At 72.5% G+C, this 20,123-nt stretch carries 21 protein-coding genes; 14 read left to right on the top strand and 7 right to left on the bottom strand.

The genetic code is table 11. The annotated features are described in order from the left end of the window. Window positions 1-60 precede the first annotated feature (60 nt). The 3 genes from K8Z49_RS08150 (at window position 61) to K8Z49_RS08140 (ending at window position 2,013) form a co-directional block, all read left to right on the top strand. Window positions 61-981 carry a MerR family transcriptional regulator gene (locus tag K8Z49_RS08150; protein ID WP_075024750.1) on the top strand — a complete coding sequence of 307 codons (921 nt, stop codon included), beginning with the start codon at window positions 61-63 and terminating at the stop codon, window positions 979-981. Window positions 982-1,087: 106 nt separating this feature from the next. Then, on the top strand, window positions 1,088-1,582 hold the full coding sequence (locus tag K8Z49_RS08145; RefSeq protein ID WP_021598719.1) for an RNA polymerase sigma factor: 495 nt from the start codon (window positions 1,088-1,090) through the stop codon (window positions 1,580-1,582). Beyond that, entirely contained in the window at window positions 1,579-2,013 is a 435-nt protein-coding gene (locus K8Z49_RS08140; protein WP_021598720.1) for a YbgA family protein, read from the top strand. The genes K8Z49_RS08145 and K8Z49_RS08140 overlap by 4 nt, the downstream gene beginning before the upstream one ends. Here the strand turns inward: K8Z49_RS08140 and K8Z49_RS08135 are convergent. Genes K8Z49_RS08135 through K8Z49_RS08110 form a run of 6 tightly spaced genes read right to left on the bottom strand, consistent with a single transcriptional unit; the run spans window position 1,998 to window position 7,908 of the window. Then, the gene (locus tag K8Z49_RS08135; protein WP_021598721.1) at window positions 1,998-2,948 is read right to left on the bottom strand and encodes a fumarylacetoacetate hydrolase family protein; all 951 of its coding nucleotides are present in this window, start codon (window positions 2,946-2,948) and stop codon (window positions 1,998-2,000) included. The two genes, K8Z49_RS08140 and K8Z49_RS08135, sit on opposite strands and share 16 nt — an antisense overlap. A 7-nt stretch (window positions 2,949-2,955) precedes the next feature. After that, complete coding sequence (locus tag K8Z49_RS08130) at window positions 2,956-3,894, bottom strand: VOC family protein (protein WP_412517926.1); 939 nt, start codon at window positions 3,892-3,894, stop codon at window positions 2,956-2,958. Between the two features lie 2 nt (window positions 3,895-3,896). Next, window positions 3,897-4,889 carry an amidohydrolase family protein gene (locus tag K8Z49_RS08125; protein ID WP_111831725.1) on the bottom strand — a complete coding sequence of 331 codons (993 nt, stop codon included), beginning with the start codon at window positions 4,887-4,889 and terminating at the stop codon, window positions 3,897-3,899. Continuing rightward, the gene (locus tag K8Z49_RS08120) at window positions 4,886-6,001 is read right to left on the bottom strand and encodes an FAD-dependent oxidoreductase (RefSeq protein ID WP_412517925.1); all 1,116 of its coding nucleotides are present in this window, start codon (window positions 5,999-6,001) and stop codon (window positions 4,886-4,888) included. The genes K8Z49_RS08125 and K8Z49_RS08120 overlap by 4 nt, the downstream gene beginning before the upstream one ends. A 6-nt stretch (window positions 6,002-6,007) precedes the next feature. After that, window positions 6,008-6,970, bottom strand: coding sequence for a cyclase family protein (locus tag K8Z49_RS08115; protein ID WP_412517924.1), 963 nt, complete (start codon window positions 6,968-6,970; stop codon window positions 6,008-6,010). Further along, entirely contained in the window at window positions 6,967-7,908 is a 942-nt protein-coding gene (locus tag K8Z49_RS08110; protein WP_412517923.1) for a fumarylacetoacetate hydrolase family protein, read from the bottom strand. The genes K8Z49_RS08115 and K8Z49_RS08110 overlap by 4 nt, the downstream gene beginning before the upstream one ends. A gap of 99 nt (window positions 7,909-8,007) precedes the next feature. On the opposite strand from K8Z49_RS08110, the gene K8Z49_RS08105 reads away from it, so the two are divergent. The 10 genes from K8Z49_RS08105 (at window position 8,008) to K8Z49_RS08060 (ending at window position 19,440) form a co-directional block, all read left to right on the top strand. Then, window positions 8,008-8,913, top strand: a complete 906-nt coding sequence (locus tag K8Z49_RS08105; protein ID WP_412517922.1) for a LysR family transcriptional regulator — start codon at window positions 8,008-8,010, stop codon at window positions 8,911-8,913. Window positions 8,914-8,977: 64 nt separating this feature from the next. Continuing rightward, window positions 8,978-11,122 carry a hypothetical protein gene (locus tag K8Z49_RS08100; RefSeq protein ID WP_412517921.1) on the top strand — a complete coding sequence of 715 codons (2,145 nt, stop codon included), beginning with the start codon at window positions 8,978-8,980 and terminating at the stop codon, window positions 11,120-11,122. A gap of 9 nt (window positions 11,123-11,131) precedes the next feature. Then, complete coding sequence (locus K8Z49_RS08095; RefSeq protein ID WP_021597271.1) at window positions 11,132-12,214, top strand: TIGR03857 family LLM class F420-dependent oxidoreductase; 1,083 nt, start codon at window positions 11,132-11,134, stop codon at window positions 12,212-12,214. 138 nt (window positions 12,215-12,352) lie between these two features. Continuing rightward, complete coding sequence (locus K8Z49_RS08090; RefSeq protein WP_021597270.1) at window positions 12,353-13,156, top strand: SAM-dependent methyltransferase; 804 nt, start codon at window positions 12,353-12,355, stop codon at window positions 13,154-13,156. Between the two features lie 53 nt (window positions 13,157-13,209). Continuing rightward, entirely contained in the window at window positions 13,210-14,727 is a 1,518-nt protein-coding gene (locus K8Z49_RS08085) for a class I adenylate-forming enzyme family protein (RefSeq protein WP_021597269.1), read from the top strand. A gap of 90 nt (window positions 14,728-14,817) precedes the next feature. Next, window positions 14,818-15,654, top strand: a complete 837-nt coding sequence (locus K8Z49_RS08080) for an SAM-dependent methyltransferase (protein ID WP_021597268.1) — start codon at window positions 14,818-14,820, stop codon at window positions 15,652-15,654. 32 nt (window positions 15,655-15,686) lie between these two features. Next, complete coding sequence (locus tag K8Z49_RS08075) at window positions 15,687-16,388, top strand: SDR family oxidoreductase (protein ID WP_075024740.1); 702 nt, start codon at window positions 15,687-15,689, stop codon at window positions 16,386-16,388. A 31-nt stretch (window positions 16,389-16,419) separates the two neighbouring features. Then, on the top strand, window positions 16,420-16,941 hold the full coding sequence (locus tag K8Z49_RS08070) for a Uma2 family endonuclease (protein WP_143118842.1): 522 nt from the start codon (window positions 16,420-16,422) through the stop codon (window positions 16,939-16,941). Window positions 16,942-17,051: 110 nt separating this feature from the next. Beyond that, window positions 17,052-18,131: a biotin synthase BioB gene (gene bioB, locus K8Z49_RS08065; protein ID WP_412517920.1), complete on the top strand. Its 1,080-nt coding sequence runs from the start codon at window positions 17,052-17,054 to the stop codon at window positions 18,129-18,131. Window positions 18,132-18,204: 73 nt separating this feature from the next. Then, window positions 18,205-19,440 carry a PQQ-binding-like beta-propeller repeat protein gene (locus K8Z49_RS08060; protein WP_412517919.1) on the top strand — a complete coding sequence of 412 codons (1,236 nt, stop codon included), beginning with the start codon at window positions 18,205-18,207 and terminating at the stop codon, window positions 19,438-19,440. Here the strand turns inward: K8Z49_RS08060 and K8Z49_RS08055 are convergent. Further along, window positions 19,338-19,697, bottom strand: a complete 360-nt coding sequence (locus tag K8Z49_RS08055) for a hypothetical protein (RefSeq protein WP_412517918.1) — start codon at window positions 19,695-19,697, stop codon at window positions 19,338-19,340. The two genes, K8Z49_RS08060 and K8Z49_RS08055, sit on opposite strands and share 103 nt — an antisense overlap. A gap of 97 nt (window positions 19,698-19,794) precedes the next feature. On the opposite strand from K8Z49_RS08055, the gene K8Z49_RS08050 reads away from it, so the two are divergent. Next, window positions 19,795-20,025, top strand: a complete 231-nt coding sequence (locus K8Z49_RS08050; protein WP_021597264.1) for a hypothetical protein — start codon at window positions 19,795-19,797, stop codon at window positions 20,023-20,025. Window positions 20,026-20,123 lie beyond the last annotated feature (98 nt).

Here is a 20,123-nt window from a genome sequence, read left to right as displayed (position 1 = left end):
TGGTGGATCGTACGCTGTGCGATCGGAGTGACACCGGAGACCGGAACGCGGGGTGGCTCGATGGAACCGGCGGCGGGACTGGGCGTGGGCGCGGTGGCGCGGCGCCTGGGCGTGGCCGCCGCCACGCTGCGCACGTGGGACCGCAGGTACGGGATCGGCCCGAGCGGGCGCAGCGCCGGCGGCCACCGCCGCTACACGGTCGCCGATCTGGCGCGGCTAGAGGCGATGCAGCGGCTCATCCTCGCGGGCGCGCCGCCGGGGGAGGCGGCGCGGGCCGCGCTGGACGGCCCGCCCGGCGCGCCGCTCCGCCCGCACGCGCACGGCGCCGGGGGCCGCCGGGTGCCGCTGGGCGAGGTGCCCGCCGGCGCGGACACCGCCGAGGCCCGGGGCCTCGCGCGGGCGGCGATGGCGCTGGACGTCCCGGCGATGACCCGGCTCGTCCGGACGGCCATCGCCCGGGACGCGGTCGCGGGGGCCTGGGACGGCCTGATCGTCCCGGTGCTGACCGGGATCGGGCGCAAGCACGAGGCCACCGGCGACTGCGTCGAGGTCGAGCACCTGCTGTCGACCGTGCTGCTCGCCTGCCTGGCGGAGGTGCCGGCGCCCGCGGAGCCGCTCAACGTCCGTCCGGTGCTCCTGGCGTGCGCGCCGGAGGAGCAGCACAGCCTGCCGGTGCACGCGCTGGCCGCCGCGCTCGCCGAGGAGGGCGTCGGCGTGCGCCTGCTGGGGGCGCGGGTGCCGGAGCACGCGCTGGCCGCCGCGATCCGGCGCACCGGGCCCGGCGCGGTGTTCGTGTGGTCGCAGACGGCCGGGACCGGCGATCCCGGCTGGCTGGACGGGCTGCCCGGCTCCCGCCCGGCGGCCCGCCTGCTGGCGGGCGGGCCGGGCTGGGCGCGTGACCGCCTCCCGGCCGGTGTCCGCCCGGTGACGAGCCTTCCCGCCGCGGTGGCCGAGATCAGGTCCGCGTTCGACCCGTCCTGACCTGCGCGAAACGTTTCCGCCCTCTTTGCGGTACCGAGGTGGCTTCTGCCCGGAATCCCAACTATGAATAAGTTTTGACGCGATTTCCTCGGGCAAGGGCGGAGGCATGACACTGGGAACGCGCCTCGCGCAGGGGGACGAGACGGCCCTGGACGAGTGCTACACCACGCTCGCGCCGCTGGTCCGGCGGCACGTCCTCCGGCTGGTTCCGGGCCATGCCGTCGACGACGTGGTCCAGCTGGTCTTCCTGGAGCTGTGGAGAACGCGCCGCCGGTTCGACCCCGCCCGCGAGCTGGAGCCGTGGGTGCTGGCCATCGCCCGCAAGCGCGCCATCGACCAGCTGCGCACCGAGGCGCGCCATCACCGCCGGTGGGCGCCGCTGGAGGATGTGGGAGAGCCCGACGCCACCCCCGCCGTGGACGCCGCGTGCGACGTCCGGAAGGCACTGGCCGCCCTGCCCGTCCTGCAGCGGCAGGCGATCGTGCTGGCCCACTTCGGGCAGCTCACGCAACGCGAGATCGCCGACCGGCTGTGCGTCCCGCTCGGGACCGTCAAGGCCCGCACGGCCCGCGGGCTCCACCGGATGAGGGAGCTGCTGTGAACCCGGAGGCCGTTGCCCGGCTTCACTCGTTCTTCGAGGCCGGCTGGCGCCCGCGCGACCTCGTCGAGTTCCACAGCCGCCACAAGCTGCAGGTGCTCGCCCACGAGCCGCCCGCCTACCGGGAGCTGGGCCGGATCGTCGCGCGGGCGGGCACCCGGCCCCGCGGCGAGGTGGAGGCCGCCTACCGCCGGACGTTCGAAGCGGCGCTGGCCGTCCGCCCGGACCGGGGCCGCCACACCAACGCCCTCCAGCACGCCTTCGGGCTGCTGAGGGACCGGCTCGACGACACGCGCCGGCATGACGTCCTGAACGCCATCGAGAGCTACCGCCAGGGGCGGGCGCCCCTCAGCGTTCCGATCGCCCTGCTCCGCCACCATGCCGAACGCGAAGATCTCGACTACCTGGCGCACCAGACCTACTTGGACGGGTAGGGCCGTTCGCGGGGACGCTTGCGGGCGCGGGGGACCGGGACGGGGTCGCGCCCGGGGACGATCTTGTTGGAGACCGTGCCGATGCCTTCGACGGTGAGGGTGACGGTGTCGCCCGGCTTGAGCGGGGGCGGGGTTCGGCCGCCGCGGTCGCGGCCCCACAGTTCGGCGAGGCAGCCGCCGTTGCCGCAGGTGCCCGACCCGAGGACGTCACCGGGGCGCAGGGTGGCACCGCGAGAGGCGTAGGCGAGCAGGTCCTCGAAGGGCCAGCCCATGTTGGACAGCAGGTCGCGTCCCACGATCTCGCCGTTGACGTCGGCGGTGAGGGCGAGCCGCAGGAAGCCCTCGGCGTCGCGGAAGGGCTCCAGCTCGTCGGCGGTGACCAGCCACGGCCCGAGGGTGGTGGCGGAGTCCTTGCCCTTGCAGGGGCCGAGACCGACCTGCATCTCGCGGGCCTGGAGGTCGCGCGCCGACCAGTCGTTGAAGATCGTGTATCCGTAGACGTGGTCGCGGGCCTGCTCCGGGGTGAGGTCGGCGCCCGGACGGCCGACGATCGCGGCGACCTCCAGTTCGAAGTCCAGCGCGGACGATCCGGGCGGGACGGGCACCGCGTCGTGGGCGCCGACCATCGCGTGCGGGTTGGAGAAGTAGAAGGTCGGCGCGTCGTACCAGGCGTCCGGGACTCCGGCCTCCCCGGACACGCTGCGCCGGACGCCCTCGACGTGCTCCTCGAAGGTCACGAAGTCGCGGACGGACGGCGGCTCGATCGGCGGCAGCAGCCGCACCTCCCGCAGGGGCACCGGTTCCGCCGCCTGGGGAAGCGGACCCGAGCGGACGATGTCGAGCAGTTCCGTGCCGAGCGGGAACGGTGCCACGGCGTCGCCGTCGACGATTCCGCAGCGCCGCAGGCCGAGATGCGCGTAGGTGGCGAGTCGCATGCTCGTCCTAGACGGGCGGGGCGACGAACACGCCGCGGTCGGGGTCGTTGAACGATTCCTTGGCGATGAGTTCGTTCATGGGGTTGGCCGTGCCCCACTGGTCGGTGACGTCGGGGTCGGAGAAGTCGTACAGGTGCGGGTGCCAGGCGTCTTCGTCGAGGTTCTCCAGTTCGGTGGTGTACTCGACGGTGTTGCCGTGCGGGTCGAGGAAGTAGGAGAAGGTGTTGTCCCCGGCCTTGTGGCGTCCCGGGCCCCAGATCATGCGGACTCCGGCGCGCAGCAGCCGTCCCGTCCCGTACATGTACTCGTCGATGCCGCGCATCTCGAACGAGACGTGGTGCAGGGACGTGTGCGGGCCCTTGGCGATCGCGACGCTGTGGTGCTGCGGGTTGCAGCGCATGAAGTGCATGACCTTTCCCATGTGCCGGGAGGTCAGCGTGTCCGAGAGCGCGAAGTCCAGGTGGCGCTCGTACCAGGCGCGCGTGGCGTCCAGGTCGGGCGAGTTGAGGACGACGTGCGACAGCCGGACCGGCACGGCCTCCCGCGGCTCGATCCTGCGATGGGGGCGGGCGGCGACGTCCGCGGAGACCTCGACCGTCCGGCCGTCGATGTCGAAGAACCTGCACCCGTAGCCGCCGCCCGGCGTGGACAGCTTCCCGGGCTCGCTCACCTGCCTCACCCCGGCGCCGGCGAGCCGTTCGGCGAGGGCGTCCACGTCCGCCGGGGAGTCGGCGCCGAAGGAGACGAGGTCGAGGCGTTTGTCTTCCGCCTTCCGGAGCCGGACGACGTACTGCTCGGGTGACCCCTCCGCCGCGAGGAAGGAGATCCCGGTGTCGCCGGCCACCTCGGTCAGGCCCCAGACACCGGTGTAGAACCGGTGCTGCTTCTCGTAGTCGGGGACGGCGAGGTCGACGTGCCGCAGATGGGTGATGAGACGGTCGGGCATGGTCACTCCTTGATGTCGAAGAGCGCGGCGGCGTTGCCTCCGCGCACGGCGTCGAGGACGGGGCCGGGCGGGAGCGCGGCGCGCAGCCGGTCCAGCGGGTCCTCGACGCCCATGTCGAAGGGGTAGTCCGAGCCGAGGACGACCTGTGCCGCCCCGGCCGCGTCCACCAGCGAGCGCAGGGCACCGGGTTCGTAGACGAGGGAGTCGAACCAGATCCGGCGCAGGTAGGCGCTCGGCGGTTCGGCGCACGACCGGGCCTCGGGGCGCACCCGCCAGCCGTGGTCGGAACGTCCGAGGCCGGTGGGCAGGTAGCCGCCGCCGTGCGCCGCGACGATCTTCAGGCCGGGATGCCGGTCCAGCACGCCGGAGAAGATCAGGTGCGACAGGGCGACCGCGTTCTCGGCCGGCTGCCCGACGATGTTGGACAGGTAGAACCGGTCGAGCCGCTCGTCCAGCGTGCAGCCGAAGGGGTGCAGGAACACCACGGCGCCGGACGCCTCGGCACGCGTCCAGAACGGCTCCAGTGCCTCGTCCGACAGTTCGAGGCCGGGTGCGCAGGAGGAGATCTCGACCCCGCGCAACCCGAGACCGAGCGCGTGGTCCAGTGCGGCGACCGCCAGATCCGGATGCTGGAGCGGGACGAGCCCGAGACCGTACAGCCGGTCGGGGGCCCGCCCGCAGTGCGCGGCGACGCCCTCGTTCGCCAGCCGGTACACGGTGCGGGCGAGGTCGCGGCGGGCCCAGTAGTGGTAGTGCGACGGGGACGGGCTGACGATCTGCACGTCGATCCCGGCGGCGTCCATGACGGCCAGCCGCTCCTCCACCCGGGTCAGGCGGCCGATCCGCTCGCCGACCATCCGGCCGCTGACCTGGAGGGACGCGGCCCCGTTGCGCCGCGCGTCCAGCGCCCGGTGCTCGGCGTGCCCCGGTTCCCCGGCGACCGTCTCCTCGATCTCTGGGAGCAGGACGTGCGCGTGGACGTCGATGGTCTTCACGGCCGCTCCGTGACGAGGGCGGCGATGCGTCCCATGAGCCCGGGGACGTCGGCGTCGGGCGAGGGGTCGAGCTGCCAGCGCGCGAGCTGCACCGACGCGTCGACGACCGCCCCGGCCCGCTCGAACCGCCGGTCCATGAACGCGTCGAAGAGAGCCTGGCCGGCCGGCGCGCCGCCGAGGAGCAGCTCGGCGAGGACGGAGGCGTCCTCCAGGCATTGCGCCGCGCCCTGGGCGAGCGTCGGCGGGCACGCGTGCGCAGCGTCCCCGATGAGCACGACCCGGCCCCGGTTCCACGGGCGCGGGACCAGCAGCGACTCGAACCAGGTGTAGTTGATCCGGTCCGGGTCGGTGATGCCGGTGCGGATCTCGTCCCACACGCCGCCGTACCCGGCGGCGAGCGCCCGCATATGAGAGGCCTTGTCCGCTTCTTTACTGGATTCTCGTGGCCGTGCCTTCTCGACCAGGTACGCGTACATCGTGTCCGGCCCGGTGGGGCAGTACCCGGCGATGAAGCACGGCCCGCCGTAGATCAGGTCGGTGCGCTCGACGCTCTCGGGGCGGCTCGTGTGGATCCGCCAGATCCCCATGCCGGCCGGCTCCGGCTCGACGTGGATGCCGATGAGCCGGCGCACGGCGGAGCGGATCCCGTCGGCGCCTACGACGAGGTCATAGGCCCCGGAGGACCCGTCCGACAGGTGGGCGGTGATGCCCGCGCCGCCCTCCTCAAGGGCCGACACAGTGAGCCCGTACCGGACGCGGGCGCCCGCGTCCCGCACCGCCTCCGCGAGGATCGCGGCCAGCTCGGGGCGGTTCATCCCGACCGTCGCCGGCAGGTCCGGCCCGCCGGTGCGGGCGCCGGGGATCTCGGCGATCAGCGCCCCGTCCGGCGCCCGGAGCCCGAGCATGTCGAACCCGTACCCGGCGGCCTCCACCCGCTCCCACACGCCGAGGTCGCGCAGCACGCGCAGCGCGTTGCCCTGTAGCGTGATCCCGGAGCCCGACCCGACCGGCCCGGCCGCGATCTCGGCGACATCGACCGAGACGCCGCCGCGCGCCAGCGGGATCGCCAGCGCCGACCCGGCGGTGCCGCCGCCGACGATCAGTACCTTCATGACGCCTCACTTGATCGCGATGGGGTTGACGGGGGAGCCGACCGCGCCGGTGACCGGCAGCGGCGCGGCGGTGAGCCAGAAGTCGTACCGGCCGTCGCCCGCGCAGTGCGCGGCGAGGCCGTCCAGGTCCCACATCTCGCCGACCAGCAGCCCGATGTGCGGGATGACGACCTGGTGCAGCGGCTGGAACGCCTCGTCGAACTCGTTCGGCCGGACCTCGAAGCCCCACGTGTCGGTCGCGATGGCGGCGATCTCCGTGCGGTGCAGCCATCCGGCGGTGGTGAACGACAGCCCCGGCGCGGGCCCGCCCGCGTAGTCGCCCCACCCGTCCCGCCGGGCGCGCGCCAGCCGCCCCGTCCGGACGCAGACGATGTCGCCGCGCCCGACCGTCACGCCGTGCGCGCCGATCGTCGTCCGCAGGTGCTCCTCGGTGATGGCGAACCCGTCCGGCAGCTCGCCGCCGTCGCCGAGCACGCGGCCCACGTCCAGCAGCACCCCGCGGCCGGCGACGTGCGGGGCGAGATGCTCGATGCCGGTCACCAGGTCGCCTTCGGAGGTGACGACCTTCTCCGCCGGACGCCCGTTCCACGCCCGGCCGTGGTCGAAGATGTGGCCCAGGCCGTCCCACTGCGTGGAGCACTGCAACGGCATCGCGATCACATCGTCGGCGCCGCCGATCCCGTGCGGGAAGCCCTGGTTGCCGAGCGCCGCGTCCGCCCCGGTGTCGAGCATGGTGTGGACGGGGTTGGTGCGCCGGCGCCAGCCCTTCTGCGGCCCGTCCATGTCGAACCGCTGCGAGAGCGAGAAGGAGACGCCCTGCCGGACGAGCGCGGCGCCCTCCCGCCGCTTGGCCTCGTCGATGAAGTTCACGGTGCCGAGGGCGTCGTCCTCGCCCCACCGCCCCCAGTTGGAGCACGCGGCGGCCGCCTCGGCGACGGCGGCCTCGGGATCGGTGCGGTCGGGCGTCATGCCTCCTCCACGCACCGGTTGCGCTGGACGCCGAGACCCGTGATGGCGCCCTCCATGACGTCGCCGGGCCGCAGCAGCCGCCCCAGGTGCAGGCCGTTACCGGCCGGGCTTCCGGTCAGGACCAGGTCGCCGGGCAGCAGCCGGACGGTCCGGGACGCCTCCGCCACCAGCCGCGCCACGCCGAAGAGCATGTCCTTCGTGGTCTCGTCCTGCATGACCTCGCCGTTCAGCCGCAGCGTGATCCGCAGGTCGCCCGGGTCGGCCACGAACCGCGACGGCACGAGATACGGGCCGAGCGGTGTGAACGTCGGAGCGTTCTTCGCCCGCAGCCAGTCGGTGCCGATCTCCGGCATGTCCCGCCGGAACACCGCCTCCCGCGCCGTCAGGTCGTTGGCGATCGTGTAGGCGGCGACGTGCTCCAGCGCCCGGTCCTCCGGGACGCGGAACGCGCCGCGGCCGATCACCGCCGCCAGCTCCAGCTCCCAGTCCGGCTTCTCGCACCACGACGGCAGCACCACGTCGTCGTAGGGGCCGGTGATGGACGACGGCAGCCCGGTGAACAGGTACGGACGGCCCTCGGCCGCGCGGCGGTCCATCATCGCCGCCGTCTCGGCCCGGACCTGCTCGGCGGGCCGTCCGCCCTCCGGCTCGTGCGCCACCGCGAGGTCGATGACGTGCGTGCGGTAGTTGGCGCCCGACTGGAGGAGCTGGCGCGGCTCGATGGGCGCGTGCACATTCAGCCCGTCCAGCGGGACCGCGTCCCCGCCGGCCGAGTGCAGCAGGGGCAGGGCGTCGTCCCAGCGTTCGAGCAGGTCCCGCGTCGTCGCCGCCAGGGAGCGCAGGTCGGTGACCAGTCCGTCGCGGACGAGGCCTGGAAACGGTGTCCCGTCCCGGCCGGAGAAGGTGCCGAGTGCGAACGGCGGTGAAGGTGAGTCCACGGAGGAGTCCTCTCGGTCTGTGCCCCTAACCTTGAGGCGCCCATCTGGATCTGGGAAATAGATTCCTCGTATGCCACCCATCGACCCCGTGGATGACCGATGAACCTGGCGAGCCTCGACCTCAACCTCCTGGTCGCCCTCGACGCGCTGCTGACGGAACGCAACGTCACGAGGGCCGGGCAGCGCATCGGGCTCAGCCAGCCCGCCACCAGCGCCGCCCTCGCCCGCCTCCGCCGCCACTTCGCCGACGACCTGCTGGTCAGGGCGGGCAACACCTACGAGCTGACCCCGCTCGGCGCGGCGCTGCGGGCACCCGCCGACACGGCCTGCGCCCTCCTGGAGCGGCTCTTCACCAGCCGCGCCGAGTTCGCCCCCGCCACCGCCGGCCGCGAGTTCACGATCATCGCGTCCGACTACGCGGTCGCGGTGTTCGGCGCCGGACTGGCCCGCGCCCTGCACACCGACGCCCCGGGGACGCGCCTGGTCTTCCAGCAGTTCTCCCCCGACATCGTCGACGACACCGGCGCCGTCCTCAGCGCCGTCGACGGCCTGCTCATGCCGCACGGCATCGTCAGCGGCTTCCCGACCGTCGAGCTGTACCGCGACGAGTGGGTCTGCGTCGTCGCCGACGACCACCCCGACGTCGGCGACCGCCTCACCATGGACGACCTCGCCACCCTGCCCTGGGTCGTCTTCCAGCGCCCCTACGACGCCCCGGCCGCGCGGCAGCTCAGCATGCTCGGCCTGGAACCGCGCGTCGAGGTGTCGGTGCAGAGCTTCCAGCTCCTCCCGAGCCTCGTCGCCGGGACCCGCCGCATCGCCCTGATCCAGCGCCGCCTCGCCGAGCTGTTGCGCCCGGTCGCGAAGGTCCGCGTCCTGCCGTGCCCGTTCGAGGCGGTGCCCGTCCAGGAGGCGCTGTGGTGGCACCCCGTCCACACGCAGGACGCGGCCCACATCTGGCTCCGCGAGACGGCCGCCCGCGTCGCCGCCGGGCTGGACGCCTGACCGGCCGGTCCCGATCCGGGGCGACCGGTTGCCCGCCGCGGCGTCCCGCTGGACCCTGGCGTACATGATCGATGGGGCGGGCAGGCGCGGCGGGATCGCGGTGGGGTGGGCGGCCGTGCTCGTCTGCCTGGTCATCGGATCGGCGGCGGTGCAGATCATGGGCCGCGCCGGAGCGGACGCCCGGCCGGTCCGCGCGCCGGTGGTGGTCATCGGCGTCGCCGGGCTGGCGTGGGGGGACATCCGCGCGAACCAGACGCCGCACCTGTGGCGGCTGCTCACCGGCGGTGCGGCGACCGGCGCGGCGACCGTGCGCACGACCGGCGGGTCCGCGTGCGCGTCCGACGGGTGGCTGTCGCTGTCGGCGGGGCAGGCCGCCGTGGGCCCGCGCACCGGCGCGGGTGGTTGCGTCCCGCTCCCGGCGGTGCGGGACACCGGCCGTGGCGCGCGGGTGACGCGGTGGGACCGGCTCGTCGACGCCCAGCGCCGGTCGGAGTTCTCACCGCTCCCCGGGGTGCTCGGCAGGGCGCTGGCGGAGCACGAGGGGTGCGAGACCGCCGTCGGCCCCGGCGCCGCGATCGCCCTCGCGCGTCCGGACGGTACGGTCGGGCGCTACCGCGCCACCGTCGACGGCGCCGCGCTCCGCTGCCCGGTCACGGTGATCGACGGCGGCCAGGTCGTGGAGTCGGGATCCGGGCGGCTCGCCTCGCTGGCGAGGATCGACGCGTTCGCGGGCGAGGTCCTGCGGCGCCTCGGCGGCGAGGTCACCGTGCTGATCCAGGGGGTCACCGAGCCGCCGGGCGGGACGCCCCACCTCGCGGTGAGCATGGTCCGCGGCCCGGTGACGGCGTCCCGGCCCGATCCCGCGCTGCTGACGGTCACCTCGACCCGCTGGGGCGGGGTGGTGCGGCTGCTGGACGTCCCGAGCACCCTCGTGGACGCGGCCGGCGCCCCCGAGCCGGCGGAGTTCAGCGGCGCGCCGATCTCCCTCGGCCGGGCGCGCCCCACCGACGCGACGAGGACCGTGCACGAGCTGGGCGCCGTGACCACGACCGACCAGACGCTGCGGCGCTGGGCGGGGCTGCTCCTGGTCATCGTGGCGGGTTCGCAGCTCGTGCTGTTCGCCGCCGCAGCGATGGCGCGGCGCCGATCGTCGGACAGGGGGAGGCGGGCCTTCGCCGGCGCGGCCCTCGTCTTCTCGGTGATCCCGGTCTCGATGTATCTGGTGTCGCTGACACGGTGGTGGCACAGCCCGTTCCCGGACGCGACGCTGTGGGGCGCCCTGGCCGTCACCGTCGCGGTGGCGGTCGTGCCGGTGGCGCTGCTGCCCGCGCGCCCGCTCTGGCACGTGCCCCTGGCGGTCGGCCTGCTGACCTTCAGCGTGCTGGTCGTGGACGCGGCGACCGGCACCCTGCTGCACCGTGCGAGCCCGTTCGGCCCGTCCGCACTGTACGGCGGCCGGTACTACGGGTTCGGCAACTCCACCTTCGCCGTCTTCTCCGTCGCCGCGCTGGTGCTGGCCGGAGCGGCCGCGGCCGAGCTGACCGCCCGCGGGCGGCGCCGGGCGGCGACCGCGGCGGTGGCGGCCATCGGCGCCGTCGCGGTCGCCGTCGACACCTGGCCCGGCTGGGGCGCCGACGTGGGAGGGGGCCTGGCCCTGATCCCGGGGGTCGCGGTGCTGGCGCTCACGATCGCCGGGGTGCGGCTGACACCGGTGCGGCTGGCGGCGGTCGGGTCGGCGGCGGTCGCCGTGGTCGCGGCCGTGGGCGCGGCCGACTGGCTGCGCCCGCCGGCCTCGCGGACGCATGCCGGGCGCTTCGTCCAGGAGGTGCTCGACGGGCAGGCCTGGCAGCTCGTCGAGCGCAAGGCCGGCTACGCGCTGGGCTCGCTGGCGGGCGGCCCGGTGGCGTGGGGGACCGTGCTCGTCCTCGCGCTCCTGGTCCTGGCGGTGGCGCGGCCCGAGCGGTTCGCTCCGGCCTGGTCGCACGCCGCCCTGCGCGAGTGGCCGGCGCTGCGCCCCACCCTCGCGGCGGTGCTGACCACGTGCGTGATCGGCGCGGTCGTCAACGACTACGGCATCCGGCTCGTCACCTTCGGGCTCGTCACGCTGCTGCCCGTCGTCGCCCTGACCTGCGCCCGCGCGGGCGGCACGGCGCCGGCGCGAACGCCGTCCCCGCGCCCCTCCCTTGATGTGGACACCTGTCCAGACTAAGGTCCGCTCATGAGTGATCTTCCCGAGCTGGGCTTCTACGGGCTTGCCGGGCATTCGGACAGCCCCCGGGACCTGCTCGCCGAGGTCGCGGAGGGCGAGCGGCTGGGCCTCGGGGCGGTCTTCCTGTCCGAGCGCTTCACGACCAAGGAGGCGGCCGCGCTGTCGGGGGCCGCCGCGGCCGTGAGCGAGCGGATCGGGATCGCGACCGCGGCGACGAATCCGAACACCCGGCACCCGCTGCTGACGGCGACCTTCGCGACCACCATGCACCGGATGTCCGGTGGGCGGTTCGCGCTGGGCCTGGGGCGCGGATTCGACGCCCTCTTCGACGTCATGGGCCTGCCCCGGGTGACCTCCGCGCAGCTCGAGGACGTCATCGGGATCCTGCGCCGCCTCTGGCACGGCGAAGCGGTCGCCGGGCACGACGGGCCCGCCGGGACCTTCCCCTACCTCAGCCAGGATCCCGCGTTCGACGAGGACGTCCCGGTCATCCTGACCGCGATGGGGGAGCGGACGCTGGAGTTCGCCGGGCGCGTCGCCGACGGCGTCGTCCTGCACACCTTCTTCACCGACGAGACCCTCGCCAAAGCCGTCGCCGCGGTCCGGCGCGGTGCGGACGAGGCCGGGCGCGACCCGGCGTCCGTCCGGATCTGGTCGGTGCTCGCCACGGTCGGCGACCACCTGGACGAGGAACCGCGGCTGCGCAAGCTCGTCGGCCGCCTCGCCACCTACCTCCAGGGCTACGGCGACCTGCTGGTCAGGGTCAACGGCTGGGACCCGGCGGTGCTGGCCCGGTTCCGCGCCGACGACCTCGTCTCCGGCTACCCGGGCGCCTTCGACGCGATCGGCACCACCGAGCAGCTGCGGCGTGTCGCCGGACTCCTCCCCGAGGAGTGGCTCGCCGCGTCCGCCACGGGCACGCCCGAGCGGTGCGCCGCCCGCGTGCTCTCCCAGTTCGACGCGGGCGCCGACAGCGTGATCCTGCACGGCGCGACGCCGGCCGAGCTCGCCCCCGTGCTGGACGCCTACCGGCGCGTCCGGCCGGCGCGGTTCGGCGGGCTGCCCGCCAACCCCGGCCGGGCCTCCCGATGACGACCATCTTCGAACAGGACGAGCTGACCAGGCGCGGAACCGAATCGTGATCGGTGCGCCCGCTTGGAACGGTTCGAGGGACGGGCAAGGCACCGTAAGGTAGTACCGAAGATCATGAGCGGCCGGTGAGGAGACACGGTGGCAGGCGAGGGGTTCCGGCCAGGCGGATTCGACCCGACCGTCCCGAACATCGCCCGGATGTACGACTACTACCTCGGCGGCAAGGACCACTACGAGGCCGACCGTCTCCGTGCCGAGGAGGCGAAGGCCGCCGACCCCACCCTGATCACCCTGATCAAGGAGAACCGGGCGTTCATGGGCCGCGCTGTGCGGTACATGGCCGAGCAGGGCATCGACCAGTTCCTCGACATCGGCACGGGGCTCCCCACCCAGCAGAACGTCCACCAGATCGCCCAGTCGGTGAACCCCGCCGCCCGCGTCGCCTACGTCGACTACGACGGCCAGGTCGTCGCGCACGGCCGCGCGATCCTCGCCGACTCGCCGGGCACGCGAATGGTCCAGGCCGACATCCGCCGCCCCCGGGAGATCCTGGAGCACGCCGAGATCACGCCGCTGCTGGACTTCACCAAGCCGGTCGGGCTGCTGACGATCGCGACGCTCCACTTCATCGCCGACGAGGACGACCCGCCCGGCATCATGGCCGCCCTCCGCGCCGCGCTGGCCCCGGGCAGCCACATGGCGATCACCCATGCCTCCGCCGACGGCGTCCCGGACATCGTCGCCAAGGTGGTCGAGGTCTACAAGAAGACCAACGCGCCCGGGACGCCCCGGGACCGCGACCAGGTGACGGCCCTGTTCGGCGACTTCGAGCTCGTCGACCCCGGCCTGGTGTGGGCGCCGCTGTGGCGTCCCGACCGCGAGGTCGCTCTGGAGGAGGCCCTGCCGATCTGGTTCTACGCCGGCGTCGGCCGCAAGCTCTGAGGTGTGCGCAAACCCCGCTCCCATGACCAGGAATCGTGACGAGAGAGGGCGAGATGCGGGCAGAGACGGTCGGAGCGACGCTTGAGCACGCCGCGGCACGGAGCACGACGTTCCTGCGCGACGGCGACGGCACCATCACGTTCGCCGAGTTCGACGCGCTGGCCGGGCGGGTCGCGGCCGGCCTGCTGGCCCGCGGCGTCTCCCGCGGGGACAGGATCGGCCTGCTGGGCCTCAACACCCCGCAGTGGCTCGCGGCCTTCTTCGGCGCGGCCCGGATCGGCGCGGTCGTCGTCCCGCTCAACGTCCGCTACCGGGAGCGGGAGCTGTCCTACATGCTGGGGCAGAGCGGCGCCCGGCTGGTCATCAGCCTCGACTCCGTGCCCGGCTTCGACTTCGCGGCGTTCTACGAGTCGGCGAAGATCCCGGCCGTGCACTTCGGTGCCGGCTTCGACGACCTGACGGCGTCCTCCGCCGACCCGGCGGCGCTCGCGTCGGCCGCCGGCGCGGTGCGTCCCGACGACCCGCTCATGATCCTCTACACCTCGGGCACGACGGGACGGCCCAAGGGCGCGGTCATCACCCACCGCGGCATCCTGGCGTCCGCCCACGCGCAGGCGGACCACTGCGGGATGACCGAGGACGACGTCCTGCTGGGGCACCTTCCGTTCAACCATGTCGGCGGCATCACCTGCACCGTCATGACCGCCCTGGTCAGCGGCGGCTCGGTCGCCCTCCTCCCGGCGTTCTCCCCGGACGCGGCCCTGCGCGCCATCGAGCGCCACCGGGTGACGTACCTCGGCGCCGTCCCGACCATGTACGTGCTGATGCTCGGCCGTCCCGACTTCGCCGACCACGACGTCTCGTCCGTGCGCATGTGCGTGGCGGGCGGCTCGAACGTGGAACCCGCGCTGGCCGACGCCATCCGCCAGGGCTTCCCGGGAGCCCCGGTCTACGGCCTGTACGGCCTGTCGGAGTCCTCCGGCGCGTGCGTGCTGTCCCCGCTGGACGACGACCCCGAGACGGTCTCCCGGACCCTCGGCGCGATCATCGGCGACTTCGAGGCCCGGGTCGTCGGCCCGGACGGCGGCGTCCTCCCGCCCGGCGAGGCGGGCGAGCTCCAGATCCGCGGCGGGTGCGTCGCCGCCGGCTACTGGGACATGCCGTCCGAGACCGCCGAGGTCTTCTCCCCGGACGGCTGGCTGGCCACCGGCGACATGGTCGAGATGGAACCGGACGGCCACCTGGTCCTGCGCGGCCGCAAGAAGGAGATGTACATCCAGGGCGGCTTCAACGTGTACCCGGTCGAGATCGAGAACGTCCTGACCGCCCACCCCAAGGTGGCGATGGCCGCGGGCATCGGCGTCCCCGACGACGTCCTCGGCGAGGTGGGGCGCTTCTACATCGTCCCGAGCCCCGAGAGCGGTCCGCCCACCGAGGACGAACTGGCCGCCTACTGCCGGGACCGGCTGGCCGACTACAAGGTCCCCCGCCAGTTCGTCATCACCGCGGAGGTGCCCCTCACCCCCGTCGGCAAAATCCACAAGGCCCTGCTTAAGGAACGCGATTCCTGAAACGGCCGTGACGCCCCCCGGGCCCGGATAGGATCAAAGTTACCGGCGGGAAAGCCGGGGCGAGAAAATGCCGGACCGGGGGAGTCGCCAATGGTGTCGTCGGAGTGGCAGGGCGATCACGCACCGTCCTCGGACCTGCGGACGGACGTCCCCCATTCGGCGCGCATGTACGACTACTACCTGGGCGGCAAGGACAATTTCGCGGCCGACCGGGAAGCGGCCGCGAAGGCGCTCGAAATCTTCCCCGATATCGCCGTGGCCGCCCAGGCCAACCGCCGTTTCCTCGGCCGCGCCGTGCGGTTCGCCGCCGACCTCGGCATCCGCCAGTACCTGGACATCGGCACCGGGATCCCGGCCTCCGACAACACCCACGAGGTCGCCCAGGCCATCGCTCCCGACTCGCGCGTCGTCTACGTCGACAACGACCCGATCGTCCTGACGCACGCCCGCGCGCTGCTCGCCGGCACCCCCGAGGGCCGCACCGCCTACCTGGACGCCGACTTCCGCGACCACGAGCGCATCCTGTCCGCGCCCGAGACGGCGGAGCTCATCGACTTCACGCGGCCCGTCGCGCTGCTCACGGTCGCCCTCCTGCACTTCGTCCCCGACGAGGACGGACCGGGCGAGATCCTGGAGCGCTACAAGGGGGTCCTGCCGCCCGGCAGTGTGATGATCTTCTCGCACGCGACCGCCGACCTGGTGGAGAACCCGGAGGAGTCCCGCGCCGTGGTGAGCACCTACACCGCGTCCGGCGTGAACCTGACCGTCCGCTCCCGCGACCGGGTCGAGGAGTTCTTCACAGGCTGGAACCTGGTCGACCCGGGCGTGGTCCCCGTCACCGAATGGCGCCCCGACGGCAACCCGAAGGACGCCGCCCTCGCCTCCTCCCAGGCCGGCGCCTACGGCGGCGTAGCCCTCAAACCCTGACCCGTACGACGAGATCCACGAGGGGGCTGCACGTGAGTGACTCTCCTGTCTGCCTGATCACCGGCGGCGGAAGCGGAATCGGGGCGGCCACGGCCCGCCTGCTCCTGAGCCGGGGGTACCGGGTGAGCATCACCGGACGGGGCGCGGATCGTCTCCATCGCTTCGCCGAGTCGATGGGCCACCCGGCAGGGCTGCGCACGTTCGTCGGCGACGCGAGCGACTACGAGGACGTGCAGGCCGCCGTCGAGTCCACGGTCAAGGAATTCGGGCGGCTCAACGCGGTCGTGGCCAATGCAGGCTTCGCCTCTTTCGACGACGTGACCGATGGGGACCCCGCCGTATGGCGCGACATGGTGCTGACCAATGTGCTCGGACCGGCGCTGCTGATCAGGGCCGCCCTGCCCGAGTTGAAGCGGACGCACGGACGGATCGTGCTCATCGGAAGTGTCGCGGGAGTGGTCTACAGCCCCGGCAACATCTACGGGGCGACCAAATGGGCGGTGACCGGGCTCGCCGAGAACACCCGGCGCATGGTGACCCATGACGGAGTGGGAGTGACCCTGGTCAATCCCGGAGCAACGGAGACCAACTTCTTCGACGCGGACGGCGGCCCGCCGGACCGGGCGATGATCGACGCCGACCGGATCGCCGACGCCATCGTGTGGGCGATCGGGCAGCCGGACGGCGTCGACGTCAACACCCTCACCATCCGCCCCGTCCCCTCACCCCTCTGACACTCCCTTGCCACCACGCGAAAATGACGGCTTGCGCGAGGCATTTGCCGTGCTCGACGTGATGCCGGGTTTCCGCGCCGAACTCATAGATGCAGAGATCATCGTGTCGCCGCCCCCAGACGGACAGCACGAGACCATCGTCGTAGCCGTTGACGATTGGGTTCGAGAGGTCCATGGGCTGCGGCTGCACCGGAACCTGACGTTGATCAGCCCGGAAGGGGAGTACGTCCCCGACGGCATCGCAGCGCCCAAGGGCGCCTTCGCGGGATGCGAATGGCACAGTAAACCGGACGGGGTGGCGATGGTCCTGGAGGTGACGTCCGGCCGTGCTCGTGACCGCAAGGGCGCCGAGCGTGATCGCGGGCCCAAGCGCCGTGGTTACGCCGCCGCCGACATCCCGCTCTACCTGCTGATCGACCGGCTGGAGGGGAAGGCGACGATCTTCTCCGAGCCGCGCGGTGACGACTACACTCACAGCGCCTCTGTCGTCCTCGGTGAAGACCTCTCCATCCCGGAGCCTCTAAAAGGCGTGCTTCCCACCCACGATTTCTGATCGGCTGCCCCGCCGCGCCGACGGACCGTCGTTGTGGACAGATCTTGATCGGTTCGTCTTGTGGGGTTCGTGCCTTGGCCGGGCCTGCGCGTCAGGCGAGGATCGGCGGCATGGATCTGCTGGACACTCTGGTTGACAAGGGGCTGCGGCGTGAGCCGCCGACTCGGGACGAGGCGCTCGCGGTGCTGGGGACCCGCGATGACGACCTGCTCGAAGTGGTGGCCGCGGCTGGGAAGGTACGCCGGCACTGGTTCGGGCGCCGGGTCAAGCTGAACTATCTGGTCAATCTGAAGTCGGGGCTGTGCCCCGAGGATTGCTCGTACTGCTCGCAGCGGTTGGGGTCGAAGGCAGACGTTCTGACCTATACCTGGCTGAAGCCCGATGAGGCGGCCGCGGCCGCCGAGGCGGGCGTGGCCGGCGGCGCCAAACGCGTGTGCCTGGTGGCCAGCGGGCGCGGCCCGACCGGCCGGGACGTGGAACGGGTCGCCGACACCATCGCGGCGATCAAGAAGCGCAACGAGGACGTGGAGATCTGCGCCTGTCTCGGCTTGCTGTCCGACGGGCAGGCGGCGCGGCTGCGGGAGGCAGGCGCCCACGCTTACAACCACAACCTCAACACCGCCGAGGCCGTGTACGCGGACATCTGCACGACGCACGACTTCACCGACCGCGTCGCGTCCGTACAGAAGAGCAAGGCGGAAGGTCTCTCGGCCTGCTCCGGTCTGATCGCGGGAATGGGCGAAAGTGACTCGGACCTGGTGGACGTGGTGTTCGCGCTGCGTGAGCTGGACGTGGACTCGGTCCCGGTGAACTTCCTGATCCCGTTCAAGGGAACTCCGATGGCCGAGGATTGGGCCCTGACCCCGCAGCGGTGCCTGCGGATCCTGGCGATGGTGCGGTTCGTCTGCCCGGATGTGGAGGTCCGTCTCGCCGGAGGACGGGAGATCCACCTGCGGACGCTCCAGCCGCTCGCGCTGCACGTGGTCAACTCGATCTTCCTGGGCGATTACCTGACCAGCGAAGGCCAGGCGGGCAAGGCCGACCTGGACATGATCGCGGACGCCGGCTTCGAGGTGGAGCAAACGGACACGACCACGCTGCCCGAACACCGAAGCGGCGAACACGCCCGCGCCGACCTGGTGGCGATGCGCCACCGCGGCGCCGGAACCGACCTGCCGCCCAATGCGTGACAGGTCGTACCTCGGCTCATGAGCTGACTCTGGCGGCTTGCGGGAAGAAGCGAGCGTCCCTAGCCTCGGCCGCATGATCAGCATGGCGCGGCCCGCGCGGATCTGGGCCGCGCTGGCGCTCATACTGGCCGCGGTGGTGCCCATGGCCGATACGGCCGCCCAGCCGAATCGATGCCTGGAAGACTTCGTCCCGGCGGACGAGGGCACGGCCCGCCCGACCTCGGTCGCGGAACGCGCCCTCGTCCAGGCCCGGAACTTCCCAGGCGATCGGCACCTGGGACGACTCCGCTGGGCGACCGCCCACCCGGCCGGCGATGAGGTCCGATTAGGACCGGTCAAGGGCGGCTTGGTCGCGGTGAACCTTCCCCCCGAGCGCGGCGACGGCCGTGAGTGGCCGGTCGTCAGGGTGATGCGAGCCTCCGACGGCGCGACCGTGTGGGAGCGGAGGGGGACGACACCGCCGGGCGCCGCCGGCGCGCCCGGCATCCTCAATCTCAGCAGCAGTGACCATGTGGCGGCGTTCGACATCACCACAGGCCGCAACCTGTGGTGCGCCCAACGGTCCGGCCGCTTTCCCGAGGGACTCGACAACGAGACCGTCGTGACCGAGCACGGCGATGTGCTCGACATCGGCACGTCGATCACCAGCCTCCACGCGCGGACGGGCAAGCCGCGCTGGCACATCCCGGCGCAGCTCGACACCACCGCGACCGGAGCCGGCGTGCTGGCCTACGACACCAACACCGCTCCCGCCGGGCTGCATGTGCGCCGGCTGCCCGACGCGACGCTCTTGTGGCGCGCTACCGGCCCGATCAAGAGGGTCATAGGTGTCGGGGCCGGCCGGGTACTGGTCGAGGAAGGCTCCAACGACTCCTCCTGGATCGTCGCGTACGACCTCGGCACCGGACAGCGTCGCTGGCGGCGGCCAGTCACCGGGTTGGGCATGCCGGGATGGCGGCTCCTGGACGACCGGCTGCTGGTCGGCGACACCTTCCTCTCCGACTCGCACGTCCAGGCCCTGAACCTCAGCGACGGCTCGCCACTCTGGTCGGTCGACGTCCCAGGCGGCCTGGACACCGAATACGCACCACGCCATCGCACCAGCCTGTACGGGCCCGACCCCAGCGGAGGACTGAAGGTCCTCGACACGAAGCAAGGCACGGTGAGCCGGACCCTGACGAACGTCATCTGGCCGCCACCGAGGTATCAGACCGACAGCGTGGCATTCGAGAACGACGTCACGATCGGTGACGGAATCCTGGTCATGGAAATCGACAACCTCACCCTCGCCTTCGACCTACCGCACTGAGGCCACAGGTCGTCGGTGTCGTCGTCGCCTTCCAGCGTGTCCGGGGACGCGGCGGTCTCGTCGATCACCTTGCCCATCGCTGTCGCGATCTTGCCGAGCAGGGCCCGTCGGCGGCCGATGAAGAAGGCGTCGAAGTCGTCCTCGCGCATCAGGTCGGCGTCGGCCAGGTACGAGGTGAAATGCCCGTCGACGCCGGGGGCAGACGTCTGCGGCGTAGTCCTCCGCCAGACCTCGTCCGATGAAGACGACGTCCCCATCGGCCGGATTTTATGAACCGCGTTGCTGTCAAAGCACGGCCGGAGCCGCGGAACGGGCGGACGGGAGGTCCTCGTCCATGAACGAGATGGAGGCACCATGCCCTCGATCGACATTCTCTCCGTGCTGGCGCCGTCTCCCAGCACTACCAGCGGTGTCGTCCTGGACGTTCGGCTCGCCTTTGCCGCGGCCTTTGCCACGTTTGTGGCCGTCCGCTTGGCGGCTCAGGATCGCAAGATCGCCGCCGGGCAGGCCGCCGGCGTTTTCTGGATCGTCCTCGTCAGCCCAAGGAGCCCGGCCGGTCGCCGACGTGGACCGGGCGGCAGCTGATCGGCGGCATATGGCGCTCGCGCGGCGGTCCGACTACCAAAGCTGCACCTGCTGTCGAACAGGGCCAGAAGCCCATGTCCATCGTGATCACGGCCGGG

The sequence above is a fragment of the Actinomadura madurae genome (genome assembly GCF_047130825.1).
Classification (GTDB): domain Bacteria; phylum Actinomycetota; class Actinomycetes; order Streptosporangiales; family Streptosporangiaceae; genus Spirillospora; species Spirillospora madurae.
Note: the sequence above shows the minus strand (reverse complement) of the source record. Positions and strands in the feature narration are given on the sequence as shown.

Bases quoted from the DNA above. Each gene is read 5' to 3' on its own strand.
- K8Z49_RS08150 (WP_075024750.1), top strand. From the start codon at position 61: ATGGAACCGGCGGCGGGACTGGGCGTGGGCGCGGTGGCGCGGCGCCTG.
- K8Z49_RS08145 (WP_021598719.1), top strand. From the start codon at position 1,088: ATGACACTGGGAACGCGCCTCGCGCAGGGGGACGAGACGGCCCTGGAC.
- K8Z49_RS08135 (WP_021598721.1), bottom strand. From the start codon at position 2,948: ATGCGACTCGCCACCTACGCGCATCTCGGCCTGCGGCGCTGCGGAATC.
- K8Z49_RS08130 (WP_412517926.1), bottom strand. From the start codon at position 3,894: ATGCCCGACCGTCTCATCACCCATCTGCGGCACGTCGACCTCGCCGTC.
- K8Z49_RS08120 (WP_412517925.1), bottom strand. From the start codon at position 6,001: ATGAAGGTACTGATCGTCGGCGGCGGCACCGCCGGGTCGGCGCTGGCG.
- K8Z49_RS08115 (WP_412517924.1), bottom strand. From the start codon at position 6,970: ATGACGCCCGACCGCACCGATCCCGAGGCCGCCGTCGCCGAGGCGGCC.
- K8Z49_RS08105 (WP_412517922.1), top strand. From the start codon at position 8,008: ATGAACCTGGCGAGCCTCGACCTCAACCTCCTGGTCGCCCTCGACGCG.
- K8Z49_RS08100 (WP_412517921.1), top strand. From the start codon at position 8,978: ATGATCGATGGGGCGGGCAGGCGCGGCGGGATCGCGGTGGGGTGGGCG.
- K8Z49_RS08095 (WP_021597271.1), top strand. From the start codon at position 11,132: ATGAGTGATCTTCCCGAGCTGGGCTTCTACGGGCTTGCCGGGCATTCG.
- K8Z49_RS08085 (WP_021597269.1), top strand. From the start codon at position 13,210: ATGCGGGCAGAGACGGTCGGAGCGACGCTTGAGCACGCCGCGGCACGG.
- K8Z49_RS08080 (WP_021597268.1), top strand. From the start codon at position 14,818: ATGGTGTCGTCGGAGTGGCAGGGCGATCACGCACCGTCCTCGGACCTG.
- bioB (WP_412517920.1), top strand. From the start codon at position 17,052: ATGGATCTGCTGGACACTCTGGTTGACAAGGGGCTGCGGCGTGAGCCG.
- K8Z49_RS08060 (WP_412517919.1), top strand. From the start codon at position 18,205: ATGATCAGCATGGCGCGGCCCGCGCGGATCTGGGCCGCGCTGGCGCTC.
- K8Z49_RS08055 (WP_412517918.1), bottom strand. From the start codon at position 19,697: ATGGGGACGTCGTCTTCATCGGACGAGGTCTGGCGGAGGACTACGCCG.
- K8Z49_RS08050 (WP_021597264.1), top strand. From the start codon at position 19,795: ATGCCCTCGATCGACATTCTCTCCGTGCTGGCGCCGTCTCCCAGCACT.